Raw genomic sequence first — 19,179 nt, 5'->3', positions numbered from 1 at the left:
ATTTTAGCCTTGATTTAAGAAAACCTTTTGAGGTGCATAACAATCCTAACATTAAATATAAATCGTATCGAAAAAATAAAGTAAATTTACTTGAATTAACAATTTAAAAAACGACCTAGTTCAAACTGTTTTTTGCCTTCCAAACGGCTAAAAAAAATAGTTTGAACACAAAAATTAACAAAAAAATGGTCAACCTATTTCAGTATAATACACCCAAAATATGAAACATTTAATAATAACATTATTTTTTTTAATTTCTATTACGTCATTTTCTCAAACAACTTACTACACAACTGACGGAAAAAACCGGATTACAAAAGCCGAAGCGAATAAAATACTATCTGACCAAGTTGCTAAAATGAGTGACGTAATGGGAAAACAATTATATGGTAGTTTAACCATAAATGACACAGAAATCAAAAAAGATTCTATAATTTCGAGAATAACCTTTGCAATTAGTGATAAAAAGTCTGATAATCTAATAAATTCTGGACCATTATCTGATTACAAAAACAAGGAATTTCCAAAATTTGACTTAAACACACTAGCGGATAAAAACTTTGATTCAGAAAAATTAAAAGGGAAACCAACTATGATTAATTTTTGGTTTACAAGATGCGCGCCTTGTATTGACGAAATGCCCGTCCTAAATAAAATAAAAGAAAAGTACAAAGACGACTTTAATTTTATTTCCATTACATATGAGAAAAAAGAAGCTGTTCAAAAGTTTCTTAAAAAGCATCCATTTGAATTTGAACATCTAATTAATGCTAAAGAATTTATTAACCAATTAGGCATTCAAGCGTATCCTATGAATTTGTTTTTAGATAAAAATGGAGTCTTAAAATATGTAAAAGGTGGAATCCCATATGAGAGCAAAGAAGGAGAAGAATTGAAAATGGGAGAAGGAAATGACATCATTAAGATTATTGAAAAACTAAAATAACTGGGGCTACTACACCACTTATAAATACTGGCTATCCCTCGCCTACTTACAAAAATTCTAGCCTACTTTCTTTGCTCGGGAATTATTTGCTAATTTTATAAATTAAAATATGCAACTAAACGCTGTACATGTCTGTTAGGCACTATTTATTAAAGAACCATTAATGGCTAATTTAAAAGAATCTAAACGCATCCCAAATTTAACGCCCATTCGTTTCATTTTAGCTTTATTGGTAGTTATATTTCATATCCCTCAATTTAGTGAAAATAGAGGGTTTCCATTTTTTAATGATCTTCCAATTTTTCATAAAGGAACAGAGGCTGTATACATGTTTTTTTCTTTAAGCGGTTTTTTAATTATTAAACAACTTTTTGATGAAAAAAAACACACCAATTCAATTAACTTAAAAGGCTTCTATAAAAGACGCATTTTACGCATTTTTCCTTTATATTATTTGGTATTAACTATTGGCTTTTTATACTATCAACTTGTTTTGCCATTTTTTGGTTTTGAATTTGACAATAATTATAACTTATTAACTGGAATATTATTATCCGTCACCTTTTTCGCAAACATATTTAGCACTTACGCACCTGGCGGAATATTAGAAATTTTATGGTCCATTGGTATTGAGGAGCAATTTTATTTATTCATTGCCCCAGTATTTCTGTTACTACCGTTAAAAAGAATAATATTGTTTTTAGTTGCTTTTACAGCCATCTATTTTTTAATCTATTTTTCAGAATATGCAGTTTTTCTAAAAAAATATAACATGCTATTTTTTTATTTTTCGTCTGCTGGTTTATGTGCTATAATACACAGTCATAATTTATTCCAAACTTTAATAAAAAAACTCCAATACCCCATACTTATAGTAGTTATCCTGTATTTCACAACAGGCATATTCACAAATAATTTTAATCCTTTTTTTTACAATCTTTTTAGTTTCATAGTATTTGGGTTAACAATTTCAGTGTTAGCTACAAAACCCATTAAAATTCTTCAGAATAAAACCATGGAGTATCTCGGTAAAATATCCTATGGTATTTATATGTATCATGCCATAATTATGCAATTGGTAGGATTTATTTATTTAAAAGTAATTTCTAAATTTGGATTTCAAAATACATTCGATATCATTAGTATAAATTTATCCGTAATAGCATTAACCATTATTATAGCTCATGTTTCATATAAATACTACGAAAGTTACTTTTTAAATTTAAAACGAAAAAAAAGCATTAAACCAATTGTTAAAACAAAACCATTGCGCAACAAGGGCTATCAGTAATTGCTTCTACGCGCTTACTTCCGGAAATCCTCCTGAATTTTGCTTGCTCCAGTTCGCTGGGCTCGTGTCAATTCAGCTTTTGTTTTTTACATTACAGGCCTAAACCACAAAAATAAGCTAATACAGCAAAATTAATACTGCTGCAAAAAACACTTTCAAAAAAAATTGAATCATAAATTTTATAATAAACCTAAAAAAGAACAACACAAAATCCTCATTACCATAGCGCTTTGTTCCTTTTTAATTATATTAACTGCAGCTATTATAGCCATTTATTCCGGAATATATTTAATTGGAATTTTAACAGTTACCATAACCTTATCTGTCGTTGCACCTTTTTTTGATATGCCGTCCTTGAAAAAAAGTGGACGAATGATTTATTATTCACCCTTATTTATTGCTGAAAAAACTAAAAACGGACTTATAAAAATTCATGGCGGCACCTTATTTGATTACTATTTTGTAATAGATAAAAAATTGAACGGAAAAGAAAGAACCAATTTTATAGTCCAACAGTATTTGGAAGGTCTATTGCATTTAATAGAAGCTCATAAACATGATAAAAACATTAAAATTCGAGGCACAAGCTACATTTTAAATAAAAGAACAGCGGAAAAAATTGGCTTTCACATTGTTGAAACCGACATCGTGCAAAAAATAATGCTACATTATAACTACTTCAATATTTTAATTTCAAGTTCACTAGCTAAAAACAAACTATCGTTTCCCAAATTAAAAAAAACCAAAACATTTGAGGCTAATATAAATGATTTGCTCCTTCAAAAAGACTACATCAAAAAATTAAACAAAGCATTGAAAAACACCATAAATAACTAACAACTGGTTTTAACACACTTACAAAAGTTGTTGCAACAATAGGTTACACTGGGTTAAAGCCGATTTTCTTTTCGATTTTTATTTGCTATCTTCGGTTTTTAAAAAAGGCCCAACCACCACTTGCTACTAGTTTAAAAAAATTGAACAAACGGACATAAAAAACATTGAACAGCTAATAGAAAACAATTCAATTAAACTGTTTTATTTAGCATCTACCCACTAATATTCTAAACCGTAGCAAATTTGAAATAACCCGGGGCCACAAAAATAACCTATGCAAAAAACATGCATACAAATTTATAACCACAACCGCCAAATACTAAAACCCTAGTAGCCTCAAAATAATAATCACCACAAACACGCTCACCAAGCTCTTAACAGATCGTAATTTTTCCAGTTACAGCTAAAAAATAAATACCTAATTAACAACAGTTAAAATCCTTTAAAATGACACAAGACATTTATCAGAAAGCTATTTCGTTTGCTGCAGAAAAACATAAAAATCAAAAAGTTCCAGGCACTGGCGCTAATTACCTACTTCATTTATCCAACGTAGCCATGGAGGTTATTTTAGCGCATAAGGCAAGCCAAGTTTTTAATTTAAATTATGCCATACAATTGGCGCTACTTCACGATACTTTGGAGGACACCGACACTGAATTTTCCGAACTTAAAGAACTTTTTGGACAACAAGTGGCCAGCGGTGTGCAAGCGCTAACTAAAAACAACCAACTAAACACTAAAGAAGAAAAAATGATGGATAGTTTATCCCGCATTAACCATCTAGAAAAAGAAGTCGCAATCGTTAAGTTAGCCGACAGAATTACCAACTTGCAAAAACCACCAAAGTCCTGGAATAAGGAGAAAATACAGAATTACCTAAAAGAAGCGCAATTAATTAACACGCTGCTAAAAAATAAAAACGACTACCTCAACACCAGACTTAAAACTAAAATAAAATCCTATAAAAAATACGCTGAATAAATTTTCTGCGTTGCGTCTTATGAAGGCATTAGCCAATTAACTACGCTGCTTAATAAAGGAGATCAAATAAAATTTTAAAAAAAATTAGAATATCCGGCGGACTAGTTTTTTTTCTTTACTACGCTTAACGGTTAAAACTAACTTTTACTTTAAGTACATTTATAGTCGGCAAACACAAAAAATTGCCTTGTAGAAGTATCAACACCCACAAAAACAAAACTAGCGCCACTACTAAATTGCAATTAATACCAAAACCCCATTAGCTAGCTTGCTGCCGCATACCTTTGCAAAACAATAGCTTCTAAATAAAAAAATTAACTTTATACCCGTTAAGCAGGTATTCCATGTGAATAGGATGTTCTGTTACAAAGAAAAACCCCACCCGTTAAACCTGAAAACACGACTTACCAAGTCACTAATTTTCTGAAATAACTGACTCATGATAAAAAACAAAAAAATTAAAAGAATGACACAAGTTGTTTTATTAACAGCAACGGCTATATCGCTATTTTTTGTTCCATGGATTTTGGTTAAAGCTTGGATACTTCCATTGCCAAATACCGTACAAGATCAGGTAAACGAAGCTATTAATTACGGTTTTGATGGCATGATTGTTTTTGTAGATCAAGCCGGAAAACCTCCCGCATTTTATACTGGCGGCTGGAACAATAGAGACAAACAAATTCCTGCTCAACCAAATGCCTTGTTTAAAATTGCCAGTATTAGCAAATTATACACAGCGGTAGCCATAACCAAATTGGCTAAAGAAAAACGTCTATTCTTAAATAAAACACTTACCCATTACTTACCAGAACTAAAAGATAAAATTGACAATGCAGACGAAATAACGCTTAAAATGATGGTACAACACCGGTCCGGTATTCCTAATTATACAGATAATCCCAATTTTTGGAACAAAGAAACAGATTCTCAAAAAACGCCTCTCGATTTTGCTCTGGAATTACCAGCTAGCTTCAAGCCAAACACGAGTTACCAATATTCTAATACAAATTATTGGCTGCTCCGGCGCATAATGGATACGGTATTAGGGTATAACCACCAGGAATATATTAAAGAAAAAATTTTAATACCTTTAAACCTGCACAACACATTTTTCTCACTTACCGACGTAAATTTAGACGATGTTATGAGCGGTTATTATGTTGGCTACACTGAAGATTTTAAAACCGAAGAAAATGGCATGTTGGCCACGGCACAAGATGTTGGTATCTTTTTACGCGCTTTAAACGATGGCTCCGTTTTTAATGCAAATGAACAGGAACTGTATCCTTATAAATACAATCATGGTGGTTTGGTTGTGGGCTACCAAAGTTTAGCGGAATATCATGAGGATATTGACACGGTAGTAGTTCAATTTATGAATACAACCGATTTTAATGGTTACCAATGGAATTTATCTGAAATTATTATTAATCGTATTGTTAAAATTATTCGAAAAACCAGTGCGTCCAACACCTAAACAAATATACCGGCCTTTTTAAGGCATGTTAATTTGAAAATTACGCACTTATAAATCTTGCTCATTACTTAGAGTACTTAAAAATCATTAAAAAATCGCCCAAAATATCCAAAACACATTTTGTAACAACCCTACCTAGGAAAGCTTTTTATAAAGATTCATTGAAACCTTTTAAAGGTGGCCATCCATTTCGTGTTTCCTAGTTTTAAAACATCCATAAGTATTTTTTGCTCTCAAAATACCAATTCCAAACACCTATTTTTTTAGTGTTTTCGCCCGTGTTTGCGCAATGTAATACACGTAATTTCTGGTCGCATACCAATCCTGCCAGGAAAACCCAACCACCCTAAACCGCGATTAACATGTAAATACTGGTTTCCTTCTTTATACAAACCTGCCCAATGCTTAAATTTATATTGAATGGGACTCCATTTTTTAGTGCCTACATTTATCCCTGCTTGCATACCATGTGTGTGGCCCGAAAGCGTTAAGGCAATATCGGTTTTTGGCACAACCTCTTGGCTCCAATGCGAAGGATCATGGGACAGTAAAATTTTAATAGAAACCTCCGAAACTTCTTTCAAAGCCTCACCTAAATTACCGTATTGTTTAAAGGGCGGCATGCCCCAGTTTTCAACACCCAAAATAGCTAGCTTATCTGTCTGTTTTTCAATAAACCGTCCTTCATTTAACAACAGCGTAAAATTTGTTTTAGCAAAGAAGTTTTTAATTGCCAAAAAATTCTCTTGCTTTGCTGCCTTGGAATCCCAACTGCTATAATCGCCGTAATCATGGTTCCCCAAAACAGCATACTTGCCATTTTTTGCTTTCAACTTATTAAAAACAGTTTCCCATCCGCGCAATTCCCAAGCATAATTATTAACCAAATCGCCAGTAAAAACAATTATATCGGGCTCCAAATTATTAATTAACCTAACGGCCCGTTCCAAAATAGCATACCGAAAATTAAAGCTGCCAATATGAATATCTGATATTTGCACAATTTTAAAACCATCAAAAGCACTTGGCAACAATGGAAGCGACACCTCTGTGGTATGCACCTTAAAACGATAAACTGTTTTTAAAATCCCAAATACAATTACAGAAAAAGGCAACACACCAGAAGCTAAAGCTAGCAATGGCACAACTACTAACGATTTGGAATCTAAAAACACATAATTGGTTGCACTTAAAACAGCAGACCCCACAACAAAAATAATTTTAGGAATAAACGACGAAATGGTTAAACCATAAAGTGAAGAAATAATAAGCTGTTTTTTAATAGGATTAACGGCATCCAACCGGATTTTAAGTAATAAAATAGCAGAAATTAAACCAATAGTAAAAATCCAAAAAGCGCCATTTATTACCCACACTAAAGCTTTTGTGGTAATGAGCTCTGTAACCATTTGAAGCCAATAAAATGCAAATACATCTATCACTAAAATAGCAAAACACAAAAGTAAAATGGTAAAAAAAGAATAGCTACGCATACTGGGTGGTTACATTAAAAACACTAAATTAAAACGTATTTTGCTTTTAAAGATAGTATATACTTCTTACTTTTAATTACATTTTTGGTAAAACCCAAAAACTACCAGCTATTAACCCCAAAATAAAGGTAACTGATTTTAATCATACAAAATTGGTTTAATAATAGATACCTTTATTAAAACCAAACAAATTATGATACGAGATTTAGATGTTCAAGAGCGCCAACAAATAGTAGCAAACAATTACATTGGCAACCTATCCTATATACACAACAATAAACCCTATATAGTGCCCATAACCTATTTTTACGACCTTAAAAACAAAGCACTAATAGGCTATTCTGCCAAAGGCCATAAAATTTCGGCTATGCGCGAAAATAAAGATGTTTCGGTTCTAGTAACCGAAATAGATTCGGTAAATAACTGGAAATCTGTGCTGGCATACGGCGTTTATGAGGAGCTTTCAGGAAGCCAAGCGCTTGCCAAATTACACCAGTTTTCATTAGGGGTAAAAGACTTAATTATTAACAAAGAGCACAGAAAATTGGACTTTATAAACGAGTTTTCCAGTCAGATTAATAAATATAATTTACCTATTATTTTTCAAATTAATATCTACGAAACTACCGGTAAAATGCGACACCAAAAAAGCACAGAATAAATGCGCACTAAAACACATTAACTAGATAACTAAAAGTTTCCAGCCTGGGGCATTGGCGGTTTTTTTACAACTATTTTTTTTTTACTAACTTTTAACTTCAAAACATGACAATTGGATTAGCACTTTCTGGAGGTGGCATGCGTGGCGTGGCACATGTGGGCGCCATTAAAGCGCTGGAAGAACATCATATTTATCCAACACACATAGCAGGCGCTAGTGCCGGTGCTATAGTAGGTTCCTTATATGCATATGGGTACAGTTGCGAAGAAATGCTTACTTTTTTCAAAACCGTGCAGTTATTGGACTATAAAAAATACGCTCTTAATAAACCTGGTTTTTTAGATGCCGAAAAATACGCTAATTTTTTTACGGCTAAATTTCCAGAAGACAATTTTAGTGCGCTCAAAAAAAAATTGTTCATTACCGCCACAAATTTAACAGACGGCAAACTAGAAGTTTTTAGTTCCGGGCAACTTATTAAACCTGTTTTAGCCTCGTCTGCTTTCCCCGGTTTGTTTGCTCCTATTTCTATTGGCGATAAATTATATATAGATGGTGGCGTTCTAAATAATTTCCCCGTAGAGTTGGTAAAAAACGACTGCCAAAAAACAATTGGTATTTATTTAAACCTTTTTGAATCGGTTTCAAACGCCGAATTAAAACATTTTTATAATGTTGTGGAACGTGCCATCCATTTACGAATAGCACGAAGCGATGAAAAGAAATTTACAGATTGTGATATTTTAATAGCACCAAAAAAATTGAGTCGCTACGGAATTTTCAACCAAAAAAGCGTAGATGCCATTTACGAAATTGGATATAAACAAATGAAAAAAGCCCTAAAAAATAAAGACTTAAGTTTGTTTAGCGCCCAAAACTAAAAGCCAATACCTCCTAACAAACAGCCTTAAGAAACATCGATTTTTAAACAATGTAAATACCATGCTGTAGGAGCTAGCATAAACTAATTATTCTATATTTGCGCACCAAACAGCAATATGGCCAATATATTACTTTCATCGCCCTTACAAGGTTTTACAGACTTTAGGTTTCGCAATGCGTTCCATAAGTATTTTGGCGGTATAGATACTTTTTACGCTCCCTATATTAGGTTAAATGGGAAGCTTAAAATAAAACAATCCTACCAAACAGATTTGCTGCCAGAAAACAACAGCACGATACCTGTTATTCCGCAAGTAATTACCAACAATGCAGACGAGTTTTTATTTGTTGCTAAATACGTTCAAAGCCTTGGCTATAAAGAACTAAACTGGAATTTAGGCTGCCCTTATCCTATGGTAACAAAATCTGGTATGGGCTCTGGACTAATTTGCAATCCTACCAAAATAAACGATATTTTACATCGGGCACATAATGAAACCGACATAGTGGTTTCTATGAAAATGAGAATGGGCTACGAAAATGCACAAGAAATTTTAGAAACCTTCCCCATTCTAAATCAATATCCGCTTAAAAGTATTGCTATTCATGCCCGAATTGGAAAACAACTGTACAAAGGCCCAGTAGATTTGGATGCTTTTGAAGCGTGTGTAAAAAGTACCAAACACAAACTATATTACAACGGCGATATAACAAGTGTTTCGGCATTTAAGGCTATTAAAGAGCGGTTTCCTAGTATTAATCATTTTTTAATAGGGCGCGGATTAATTGCAGATCCGTTTTTACCAAGTATGATTAAAAACAATACTACCGAATACCCTTCAAATAGGTGGGATATTTTTTCGGAGTTCCACGATAGCATTTACAAACAGTACGACGATTACCTGTCTGGCCCAACACCCATAAAAATGAAAATGTTGGGGTTTTGGGAGTTTTTTGCACAAGTAACTTCCAATCCTCAAAAAAGCTATAAAGCCATTAAAAAAGCGTCCAATCCCGTAAAATATAGGCAAGCCGTTGCTGCTATTTTAAAAGCACAAACCAATTAATTCATACCTTTGCCCTATGTTAAGCGCCAGTGCGTTTAAAACCCTTTAAAATTTAGTAGAATTTTAGAAAATGACCCGAATTTCAAAAAACATATCCGAAGCCGTTACTATCTTAAAAAGTAACGATGTTGTGGCCATACCCACGGAAACGGTTTATGGTTTAGCTGGAAACATTTACAGCCAAAAAGCCATAAAAAAAATATTTGAAGTAAAGCAACGCCCCTTTTTTAACCCGTTAATTGTGCATGTGCATAGCATGGCTCAAGTAGATGAATTGGTGAGCGAATTTCCTCCGGAGGCTAAAAAATTAGCAACAACGTTTTGGCCTGGATCGTTAACATTAATTCTACCAAAAAAAGATACCGTTCCCGATATAATTACAGCAGGAAAAAACAGCGTAGCCATTAGAATGCCTAATCACCCTACAACATTAAGCCTGCTTAAAGCACTAAACACACCATTAGCAGCACCAAGCGCCAATCCTTTTAATAGAATTAGCCCTACCACTGCGCAACACGTAAAAGAGTATTTTAATAACTGTATTCCACTAGTTTTGGATGGTGGTCCGTGCAAAAATGGGATAGAATCTACCATAATAGGATTTGAAAACAACACCGCCGTGGTATACCGATTTGGTGCCATCTCTATTGAAGATATTGAAGCTGTTATAGGTAAAGTACAGATAAAAACTACCAGCAAAACAACACCTAACGCGCCTGGTATGCTGGCTAAACACTACGCTCCTAAAACAAAAACATACCTTTCCAATAATTTGGAAGATTTTATACAATCGCATCCCAATAAACGCATTGGTGTTATCTGTTTTAAAAATCCGTTATCAAACCAACATGTAGCACATACCGAAGTACTTTCTGCTACTGGTAATTTAAAAGAAGCTGCAGCCAAATTATACCAAACACTACATAAATTAGATACTTTAAATTTAGACATTATAGTTGCCGAACGGCTTCCAGATGTAGGTTTGGGAAAATCTGTTAACGACCGTTTAGAACGGGCTACAAAGTAAAATACTAAAAGCACCACTTTACGAGGTGTACATGACAGTTTAATCCAATCTGGGGTCTGGGTGTAAAGCCATTTTTTGTGTCCAAATAATTTCAACACTATAAAAACCAAACTCTTCGGTAATATTACCATAGCAAGCATAAACACCTATACCATTAATAGGGTATTTTTCTACGGTGTTATGAAAATGTACGGTATCAAAATAAGTTCCTTCGCTATCTACAAATGTGCAAAATCGCATGTAATTTCCAGTAGCTCCCCTATGAAACCGCGTATTTACCAACTTGCCGTATAACAACACTGCTTGGTTGGTATATAACTGCATATTTTTGGCTTTTATATGCGTTTGAAATGGCTCACTAACCAAATCGAAATAATCGCATAACGGGAAACCTAATAACTCCATTTGGTCGTAGGCATCTTCCAACCAATTAGAATTGAGTTTTGGTAAATTAAAGGTTTTATGATGGGGTTGAAACAGTTGTCTTTGGGGCGTTTTAGTTTTCGTGTTATTGACCTTAAAAATGGCGTTCCAAAGTAGTTCGGACTTGGGTATGCCTGTAAAACTAAAGGCTCCTATTCTTATTAAAATAGTTAGTTGTTCAATACTAATTGCTACCCGATCTATAAAATTGTTTAAAGACTTAAATAAGCCGTGTAATTGGCGTTCTGTTAAAATACGTTTTATGGTGTAGTGTTCTAAATTTTTTAAATAACCAAATCCTAAATAAATGGTAGTACCTTTTATAATATTAGGATGATCGCTGTTGTTTATACAAGGTGCTTTTATGGTAGCATTACACATTTTAGCCTCGTGTATATAATGTTCGGTACTGTAAAAGCCACCACCATTATTTAAAACTGCTACCATAAATTCCAACGGGTAATAGCATTTTAAATATAAACTTTGGTAACTCTCTACAGCATAAGAAGCCGAATGGCCTTTTGCAAACGCATAACCAGCAAAACTTTTTATCTGCTCCCAAACCTCTTGTGTTAAGGTATTTGAATATCCTTTTGCTTTACAATTGGCTATAAATTTGGCTTCTACAGCTTGAAATTCGGCACGCGATCTAAATTTACCACTCATACCGCGTCGCAACACATCGGCTTCCCCTAATGTTAAACCCGCAAATTGGCTGGCTACTTTTAGCACATCTTCTTGATACACCATAACACCGTAGGTTTCTGGCATAATTTCTAGAAGCTTTGCATTGGCTTCCTTGCGGCGCTCTGGATGCCTGTGGCGTTTTATAAATTCTTGTTTCATGCCAGAACCAGAAACTCCCGGCCTAATAATAGAGCTTGCTGCCACCAATCCTAAATAGTCCTGGGTTTGAAGTTTACACATAAGCCCGCGCATAGCAGGCGACTCAACATAATAGGCTCCCGTGGCTTTTCCGTTTTTTAGCAATGCATTTACGTTAGGATCTTTTTTAAATTTTTCGACATCTGTAATATCTATTTCTGGCGCATGGGGCTGGTTGTATTTTATAATATCTAGCGTATCTTTTATTTTTGCCAGACCGCGTTGCCCTAAAATATCGAACTTAAAAATACCTACATCTTCCGCAATAATCATATCAAATTGTACGGTTGGAAAACCTTTTGGCGGCATATTGGTTGCGGAATAGTAATGAATAGGTTTGTGTAATATTAAAATACCGCAGGAATGCACGGTAACATAATTAGGAAACCCTTGAATTAATTTACCATATTTAATAACCAATGCACCAATTTGGTCGTATTCTGGTTTTTGAAATTTGCCCGTACATATTTTATCTATATCCGCTTTGGGCATACCAAAAACCTTTCCTAACTCTCTAACAACAGCTTTAAACTTAAAGGTGTTGTAGGCTGCTAGCAAGGCAACATTTTTAAAGCGTTTAAAAATATATTCGGTAACATCTTCGCGTTCTTTCCACGAAAAATCGATATCAAAATCGGGAGGCGATTTCCTAAAAGGGTTAATAAAACGTTCAAAGTACAAATCCAACTCAATAGGATCCACATCAGTAATACCAATAATATAAGCCACTACGCTATTGGCGCCACTTCCGCGCCCTACATGCACATACCCTTTACTTTTTGCATAGCTTATAATATCGTAATTAATAAGAAAATAGGATACAAAATTAAGGGCTTTAATAGTTTTAAGCTCTGTTTTTAAGCGAGCATACACTTTTTTAGAAGGATTTGGATAGCGCTTGTGTATTTTTTGCCGACACAGTTGTTTTAAGTAATTAAAATCGGCTTCTTCGGAATCTAAATACAAACGTTGGTTTTGAGATTCTCTATCTGCACCAAAACTAAAATGAATGGCACATGCATTTAACAGCTGTTTTGTGTTTTCTAGAATAAACGGAAATAACTGAAAACACTCTGCCAAATCGGTTTCAGAACACATTTTTTCACTTTCACTACACTCCTCTGTTTTCGATAATTTACTTAATAAGGTATTATTATCTATGGCTCGCAAAAGTCTGTGAGCATTAAAATCTTTTTTATTCCGAATAGTTACTGGCTGTTGTACAACCAATTTTTCATTGTAATCTTTATAAATTGTAAAAGGTAATTTTTTAAGATCGTTAATGCTAATACCTATAAATTCGTAAGTTTCAAACTTTGTTTTTTCCAACTGCATAACCTGCTCCAGAGGATACATAACAAAGGCATTCTGGAATTTAGGCGCTGTATTAGGAATTGCTTTTTTTTGATGGAGGTGTTCAGATAAAAAAGTATTTAGCTCTTGAAAACCCGCATTATTTTTAGCTATTCCTACAAATTGCTGTTTGGCACCATTTCTAAAGTCAATTCCTACAAGTGGTGTAACACCGTACTCCTTGGCATTTCTAATAAAATTTAGGCAGGCCGATGTATTATTAATATCTGTTAGCACCAGCTGTGTAACCCCATACTGTTTAGCCAATTCCAGAAGTTCAATTTCCGAAAAAGTACCATAACGCAAGGAATAGTATGTATGACAATTAAGAAACATTAGTATTTACGATGTGCTAAAATGGCTGGCGGTTCGCCGTTAAACGGATTTTTAAAACGTCCTATTGTTTTGGCTCCCATAGAGGCCGCGCGCTGAATACTTAATTCGCCATACTTATTTCGTATGGTGTCCATGGCATTGTATAAACGCAGCATATCCTCGGTATCGTCAAACATGTTTATTTGGTAATTTCCTGCAACAATATGACTGCATTTTACACCTACTAACCTAATTAACAATCGGCGTTTGTATAACTTATCAAACAGTTCTAATACTGCTGGAACAATAACATGATCGGCGCTGGTATACGGAATTTTAATTTGTTTGGTATACGTATTAAAGTCTGAATACCTAATTTTTACTGCAATACAAGCTGTTAGTTTATTGGCTCGGCGCAATTGAAACGCTAAATTTTCTGCCATAGCAAAAATAGTGGTTCGCAATTTTACTACATCAATGGTGTCTTTGGTAAAGGTGCGTTCAGTAGAAATCGATTTACGCTCGTGAAAAGGAATTAAAGGAGGGTTATCTAAACCGTTGGCGCGTTTCCAAATAGTTTTTCCATTAGCCCCCAAAACACTTACCATCATTTCCAATGGCATTTGCTGAATAGTACGCACCTTATCTACTCCTAAATTTCTTAAAACCTGATACGTTTTTTCGCCTACCGATGGGATTTTACGAATAGATAACGGTGCTAAAAACGATTTTTCAAATCCTTGGTCAATGCGTATTTGATTATTTGGCTTGGCTTCGCCAGTAGCTACTTTAGATACAATTTTATTTACCGACAACCCGAAGGAAATAGGCAAACCTGTTTCTCTTATAATTTCTTGACGCAATTCGGAAGCGTATTTATAACTCCCAAAAAATTTGTCCATACCGCTTAAATCGGCATAAAACTCATCTATACTTGCTTTTTCAAAAACAGGTACCCGTTCTTTAATAATTTCGGTAACTAAATGCGAATATTTTGTGTAAATAGATGAGTCGCCACGAATAACAACAGCCTCCGGACACAGGCGCCTAGCCACCTTCATAGACATGCCAGAATGTACGCCAAAACGCCTAGTTTCATAACTACAAGCTGCTACCACACCCCGATCTCCAGTGCCGCCAACAAGCAGTGGCCGTTTTTGTAAACGACTATCAATTAATCGTTCGCAGGACACAAAAAACGTATCTAAATCCAAATGTAAAACCTGTTTGTTCATGTGTATTTGTCTGTTGTATTTTTTTAAAAATTACAAGGCTGTTTACGCCCTGTTTTTTAGCTGTTATTTTGTTGTTTTAAATAGCGCTATTTTACCATACAAAGTTAGCTACATTATTAAGCAATTATTGCTTATATTTGTAGCATTATGAAAAACATTACAAAAAACATTCGGCACCTTCGGCATCTTAAGGGACTAACCCAAGAAGTACTTGCTGAAGATTTACAAGTTACGCGCTCCAGGATTAGCTCGTACGAAGAGGGACGCTCCACACCTTCTATTGACATGCTTATTCAGCTATCTAATTACTTTAAAATTCCGGTAGATATTTTAATTAAAAACGATTTAACCAAATCCAAAGACACCTCCTTTATAGATATTGGCAATAAACGGGTATTATTCCCTATTACCGTGGATGCCGATAACGAAAACCTAATTGAAGTGATTCCTATAAAAGCAACTGCAGGATATTTATCGGGTTACGACGACCCCGAGTATATTGAACAATTACAGCGCATTAAACTCCCCTTCTTGCCTTCTGGAAAACACCGGGCATTTCCTATTAAAGGCGACTCCATGTTGCCTTTAAAAGATGGCGCCTATGTGGTAGGAAAATTTGTAGAAGACCGCCAAGATATTTCAAGCAATAAAACCTACGTATTACTAACGCGTAACGACGGCATGGTTTACAAACGAGTTATTAATAAAATAAAAGAAGCCAACACCCTAGTATTAGTATCCGACAACCCTTTATACCAACCTTACGAAATACCCATAGAGGATGTTTTGGAACTCTGGGAGTTTACCTGCAGTATAAACACCCAAGAATACGACCAGGAAGAATTAAAAATTAGCAGTATTATAACCATGTTTAATAGTTTAGGCGTGGAACTTAAATCTTTAGAACAGCATTTAAAATGACCTATACCGTTATAGACGTTGAAACAACCGGACAATCCAATAGAATAACCGAAATTTCTATTTTTAAATACGACGGCCATCAAATTCTAGAAGAATTTACATCTTTAGTAAATCCAGAAATTTTAATCCCCGATTACATTACAGCCCTAACTGGTATAGATAATGGCATGGTGGCCAATGCACCAACTTTTAAAACCATTGCACAAGACATTCTGGACATTACCAAGGATAGCATTTTTGTAGCTCACAATGTTAATTTCGATTATAACGTAATACGCAATGAATTTAAACTGTTGGCTATTGATTTTAATAGGAAAAAACTATGTACCGTCCGGTTAGCCAGAAAACTATTTCAAGGATTGCCTTCTTACAGTCTTGGAAAACTTTGTAAAAGCCTTCATATACCACTAACAGACAGGCATCGGGCACGGGGCGACGCCGAGGCTACCGTTGTTTTATTCGAAAAATTACTAGAGAAAGACACAACAGGACAGGTTTTTAGCAGCTTTTTAAACAAAACATCTCGCGAAGCCACACTGCCTGCCCACCTGCCCACTGCCGTTTTTAACGCCATTCCCCATAAAGCTGGTATTTATTATTTCCGAAACAAAACTGGCGATATTATTTATATTGGTAAGGCTAAAGATTTAAAAAAGCGCGTATTAAGTCATTTTTACAGTAAAACCCAAGCATCTTTAGATATGTGTCGCGAAACCAGACACATCGATTTTGAGTTAGCCGGTAGCGAACTTATTGCTTTTTTAATGGAGGATGCCGCCATAAAAGAACACTTTCCAAAGTACAACAAACAAGCCAAACGAAAACCAAAAAGCTATGCCATTTTTAGTTATCAGGATCGGAACGGTATTTTACATTTGGCGTTTAACCCGCTAAAATCCTGCTCCAACCCTATTAAAGTATTTCATTCCATACGCGAATGCCGCATGTTTTTAGAAGCACTTTGTAAAACACATCAATTATGTCCAAAATATTGTCATTTACAAGAAGGCGTAACGCATTGTTGCCATTATGCAATTAAAACCTGTAAAGGGGTTTGTGCTGGCAACGAAATGGTTACTCATTACAATAAACGTGTTACTCTGGCCATAGAAACTACCACAAAGGTTAGCCCTTATAACATAATAAAAAAGCCCGGCCGTACAGCAAACGAGGAAGCTTTTATATTACTTAAAAATGGTACTTATCTTGGTTACGGGTTTGTAGATAAAACCGAACAGATACAAAGTACAGACGATTTAGAACCTTTTTTAATTACGCAAAAGGATAATTTAGATATTCAAAAAATACTGCGTACACAACTGTAACTAATTTGCTTAACACAGCACAAGTCCATTAGCCGGCAGCGCTATTAAATTTTAGCCTGGTAGGTATACAACTCGTAATACCTGCCTTGCTTTGCAATTAATTGGTCGTGGGTGCCACGTTCCACAATGTGTCCAGCTTCAACCACTAAAATCTGGTCGGCTTTACGAATAGTACTTAACCGGTGCGCAATAACAATAGTGGTTCTGTTCTTCATGAGTTCAGATAAACTTTTCTGAATTAAAGCTTCACTTTCGGTATCCAAACTGGAGGTAGCTTCATCCAAGATTATAATATTCGGATTTGCTAAAATAGCGCGTGCAATTGCCAAACGTTGGCGTTGCCCGCCAGAAAGTTTTACACCACGCTCACCAATTAAGGTATCTAAACCTTTGTCAAACCTGTCTGTAAACTCATTAACATAAGCCGCCTTAACGGCATGCAGTAGTCCGGCTTCTGTGGCATCTGGCCTCGGGAATTTAATGTTTTCACGAATAGTCCCTTCAAATAAAAACTCGTCTTGCAAAACCACGCCTAAATGCTGGCGATACGTATCTAGTTTTACCTTCGATAAATCGAAACCATCTATAGTTACTGTTCCAGATTTTGGTGTTAAAAAACTGGCCGATAATCCGGCAATAGTAGATTTCCCCGAGCCCGAACTCCCCACTAAAGCAGTAACCGATCCTGCTGGTGCATTAAAGTTTATATTGTGTAATACCGTTTTTCCTTTGTCGTAAAAGAAAGACACATCGTTAAAAGCTATGGCTCCTTTTACACGATTTAGTGGTATGGTGCGGTGTTCATTATCTGCTTCGGCAGCCATATTCATCAGTTCTTCGGTTCTATCTAAACCTGCTAATGCTTCTGTTAACTGACTTCCAATATTACTCATTTGCACAATAGGTGCAATCATAAATCCTAATACCAAGGTAAAAAACAGGAAATCACCGGTAGTCATATCACCAATCATCATGTAATAGCCACCAATACCCATTATTCCGGTGGTAGCAACACCAATTAAAAAAACCGACGAACTGGTCATTAAAGCTGTAGCTGTTAAACTTTTTTTCACGTTTTGATACAGTTTATCTACACCTTTTTCAAACACCACGCTTTCCTGCGCCTCGGCATTAAATGCTTTCACTACACGCACGCCAGCAAGTGTTTCGGTTAAACGGCCGGTAACCTCGGCATTAATTTTTCCGCGTGCTCTAAAAATAGGCCGGATGTACTTAAACGCGCGCAATGCAATGTAACCAAATATGGAAAGTGGTACAAATACAAAAAGTGTCATCCAAGCGTTTAGTTTTATAAGAATAATTAACGATACCACGGCCGTAAACGACCCACCCACCAATTGTACCAACCCTGTACCTATTAAATTCCGAACACCTTCAACATCTGTCATAATTCGGGATACTAAAGCACCTGATTTTGTATTATCGAAAAAACTAATTGGTAATGAAAGCACTTTCTTTTGCACTTTTAAGCGGAGTTCGCTTATTAAATATTGCGCCTGAACACTTAATATTCTGGTTAGCAAAAAAGAACTTAAGGCCTGAATAAAAATAGCGCTAATTACCAAAATAATAAGTGTGTATAACTCCGAATAGTTTTTGTTAGGCACCACCTCATCTAATAACACCTTACTTTGCCACGGTAATACCAAGCCAGAAAGACTTCTAATTACAATTAATATAAGACCTATAAACACCAAATTTCGGCGTGGCCAAATTATGGTTATAAAAGCCTGCTTCATGGTTACCTTTGGCTTTTGTGTGTTTGTAGTTTTAGATGTTTTATTGAAATGTTGCATATTTTTAAAGCTAAATGTTTGCAAAAGTACGGATTACAACAGGATTTATGGCTTAAATATATTTTAAAAGAGCTTCGTCCTACAGACTACAAATTTGGTACTTAAAATACCGTTTATAAATAACCCAGCAGAAACGCACCCAATAAAATACTCGGTAAAACTTAAATGGTACTAAGCAGGCTATTTAGAATAGAATTATTTAAAAATATTTAATTTTAACCCTAGTTTTGCATTCGT

Annotated in this window: 15 protein-coding genes; 11 read left to right on the top strand and 4 right to left on the bottom strand. The window is 35.0% G+C overall.

Annotation, left to right across the window (positions count from 1 at the left end; translation table 11 throughout):
- The first annotated feature begins 220 nt into the window (after positions 1-220).
- The 5 genes from ACFSQP_RS11440 (at position 221) to ACFSQP_RS11420 (ending at position 5,538) form a co-directional block, all read left to right on the top strand.
- A complete protein-coding gene (locus ACFSQP_RS11440; RefSeq protein WP_376894589.1) occupies positions 221-946 on the top strand; it encodes a TlpA family protein disulfide reductase in 726 nt (241 codons plus the stop codon).
- Positions 947-1,109: 163 nt separating this feature from the next.
- The gene (locus tag ACFSQP_RS11435) at positions 1,110-2,237 is read left to right on the top strand and encodes an acyltransferase family protein (RefSeq protein WP_376894587.1); all 1,128 of its coding nucleotides are present in this window, start codon (positions 1,110-1,112) and stop codon (positions 2,235-2,237) included.
- Between the two features lie 165 nt (positions 2,238-2,402).
- Positions 2,403-3,074 (top strand): hypothetical protein, encoded by a 672-nt coding sequence (locus tag ACFSQP_RS11430; RefSeq protein ID WP_376894584.1) that lies wholly within the window; start codon positions 2,403-2,405, stop codon positions 3,072-3,074.
- A 447-nt stretch (positions 3,075-3,521) separates the two neighbouring features.
- Positions 3,522-4,058, top strand: a complete 537-nt coding sequence (locus ACFSQP_RS11425) for an HD domain-containing protein (RefSeq protein WP_376894582.1) — start codon at positions 3,522-3,524, stop codon at positions 4,056-4,058.
- A gap of 466 nt (positions 4,059-4,524) precedes the next feature.
- On the top strand, positions 4,525-5,538 hold the full coding sequence (locus tag ACFSQP_RS11420; protein ID WP_376894579.1) for a serine hydrolase domain-containing protein: 1,014 nt from the start codon (positions 4,525-4,527) through the stop codon (positions 5,536-5,538).
- 263 nt (positions 5,539-5,801) lie between these two features.
- Here the strand turns inward: ACFSQP_RS11420 and ACFSQP_RS11415 are convergent, their stop codons facing one another.
- Entirely contained in the window at positions 5,802-7,031 is a 1,230-nt protein-coding gene (locus tag ACFSQP_RS11415; RefSeq protein WP_376894576.1) for a metallophosphoesterase, read from the bottom strand.
- A 193-nt stretch (positions 7,032-7,224) separates the two neighbouring features.
- Here ACFSQP_RS11415 and ACFSQP_RS11410 point away from each other — a divergent pair, with 193 nt between their 5' ends.
- From ACFSQP_RS11410 to ACFSQP_RS11395, 4 genes are all read left to right on the top strand, one after another.
- Positions 7,225-7,692 carry a pyridoxamine 5'-phosphate oxidase family protein gene (locus tag ACFSQP_RS11410; protein WP_376894574.1) on the top strand — a complete coding sequence of 156 codons (468 nt, stop codon included), beginning with the start codon at positions 7,225-7,227 and terminating at the stop codon, positions 7,690-7,692.
- A gap of 104 nt (positions 7,693-7,796) precedes the next feature.
- Positions 7,797-8,573, top strand: coding sequence for a patatin-like phospholipase family protein (locus ACFSQP_RS11405; RefSeq protein ID WP_376894571.1), 777 nt, complete (start codon positions 7,797-7,799; stop codon positions 8,571-8,573).
- Between the two features lie 117 nt (positions 8,574-8,690).
- Positions 8,691-9,641, top strand: a complete 951-nt coding sequence (locus tag ACFSQP_RS11400; RefSeq protein WP_376894569.1) for a tRNA dihydrouridine synthase — start codon at positions 8,691-8,693, stop codon at positions 9,639-9,641.
- A 70-nt stretch (positions 9,642-9,711) separates the two neighbouring features.
- On the top strand, positions 9,712-10,668 hold the full coding sequence (locus ACFSQP_RS11395; RefSeq protein ID WP_376894567.1) for an L-threonylcarbamoyladenylate synthase: 957 nt from the start codon (positions 9,712-9,714) through the stop codon (positions 10,666-10,668).
- A gap of 39 nt (positions 10,669-10,707) precedes the next feature.
- Here the strand turns inward: ACFSQP_RS11395 and ACFSQP_RS11390 are convergent, their stop codons facing one another.
- Together ACFSQP_RS11390 and dinB are read right to left on the bottom strand one after the other, a co-directional pair.
- On the bottom strand, positions 10,708-13,665 hold the full coding sequence (locus ACFSQP_RS11390; protein WP_376894565.1) for a DNA polymerase III subunit alpha: 2,958 nt from the start codon (positions 13,663-13,665) through the stop codon (positions 10,708-10,710).
- Positions 13,665-14,879, bottom strand: coding sequence for a DNA polymerase IV (gene dinB / locus ACFSQP_RS11385; protein WP_376894563.1), 1,215 nt, complete (start codon positions 14,877-14,879; stop codon positions 13,665-13,667). Before dinB ends, ACFSQP_RS11390 begins: the two co-directional genes overlap by 1 nt.
- A 147-nt stretch (positions 14,880-15,026) precedes the next feature.
- Between dinB and ACFSQP_RS11380 the strand changes: the two genes are divergently transcribed.
- The gene (locus ACFSQP_RS11380) at positions 15,027-15,800 is read left to right on the top strand and encodes an XRE family transcriptional regulator (protein WP_376894560.1); all 774 of its coding nucleotides are present in this window, start codon (positions 15,027-15,029) and stop codon (positions 15,798-15,800) included.
- Positions 15,797-17,125, top strand: a complete 1,329-nt coding sequence (locus ACFSQP_RS11375; protein ID WP_376894558.1) for an exonuclease domain-containing protein — start codon at positions 15,797-15,799, stop codon at positions 17,123-17,125. The genes ACFSQP_RS11380 and ACFSQP_RS11375 overlap by 4 nt, the downstream gene beginning before the upstream one ends.
- Positions 17,126-17,169: 44 nt before the next feature.
- On the opposite strand, the gene ACFSQP_RS11370 is transcribed toward ACFSQP_RS11375, so the two are convergent.
- Positions 17,170-18,942, bottom strand: coding sequence for an ABC transporter ATP-binding protein (locus tag ACFSQP_RS11370; protein WP_376894555.1), 1,773 nt, complete (start codon positions 18,940-18,942; stop codon positions 17,170-17,172).
- Between the last annotated feature and the right edge of the window lie 237 nt (positions 18,943-19,179).

Source organism: Bizionia sediminis (assembly GCF_042684585.1).
GTDB lineage: Bacteria > Bacteroidota > Bacteroidia > Flavobacteriales > Flavobacteriaceae > Algorimicrobium > Algorimicrobium sediminis.
The sequence above is the reverse complement of the archived record's forward strand: the minus strand, read 5'-3'. Positions and strand labels throughout refer to the sequence as shown.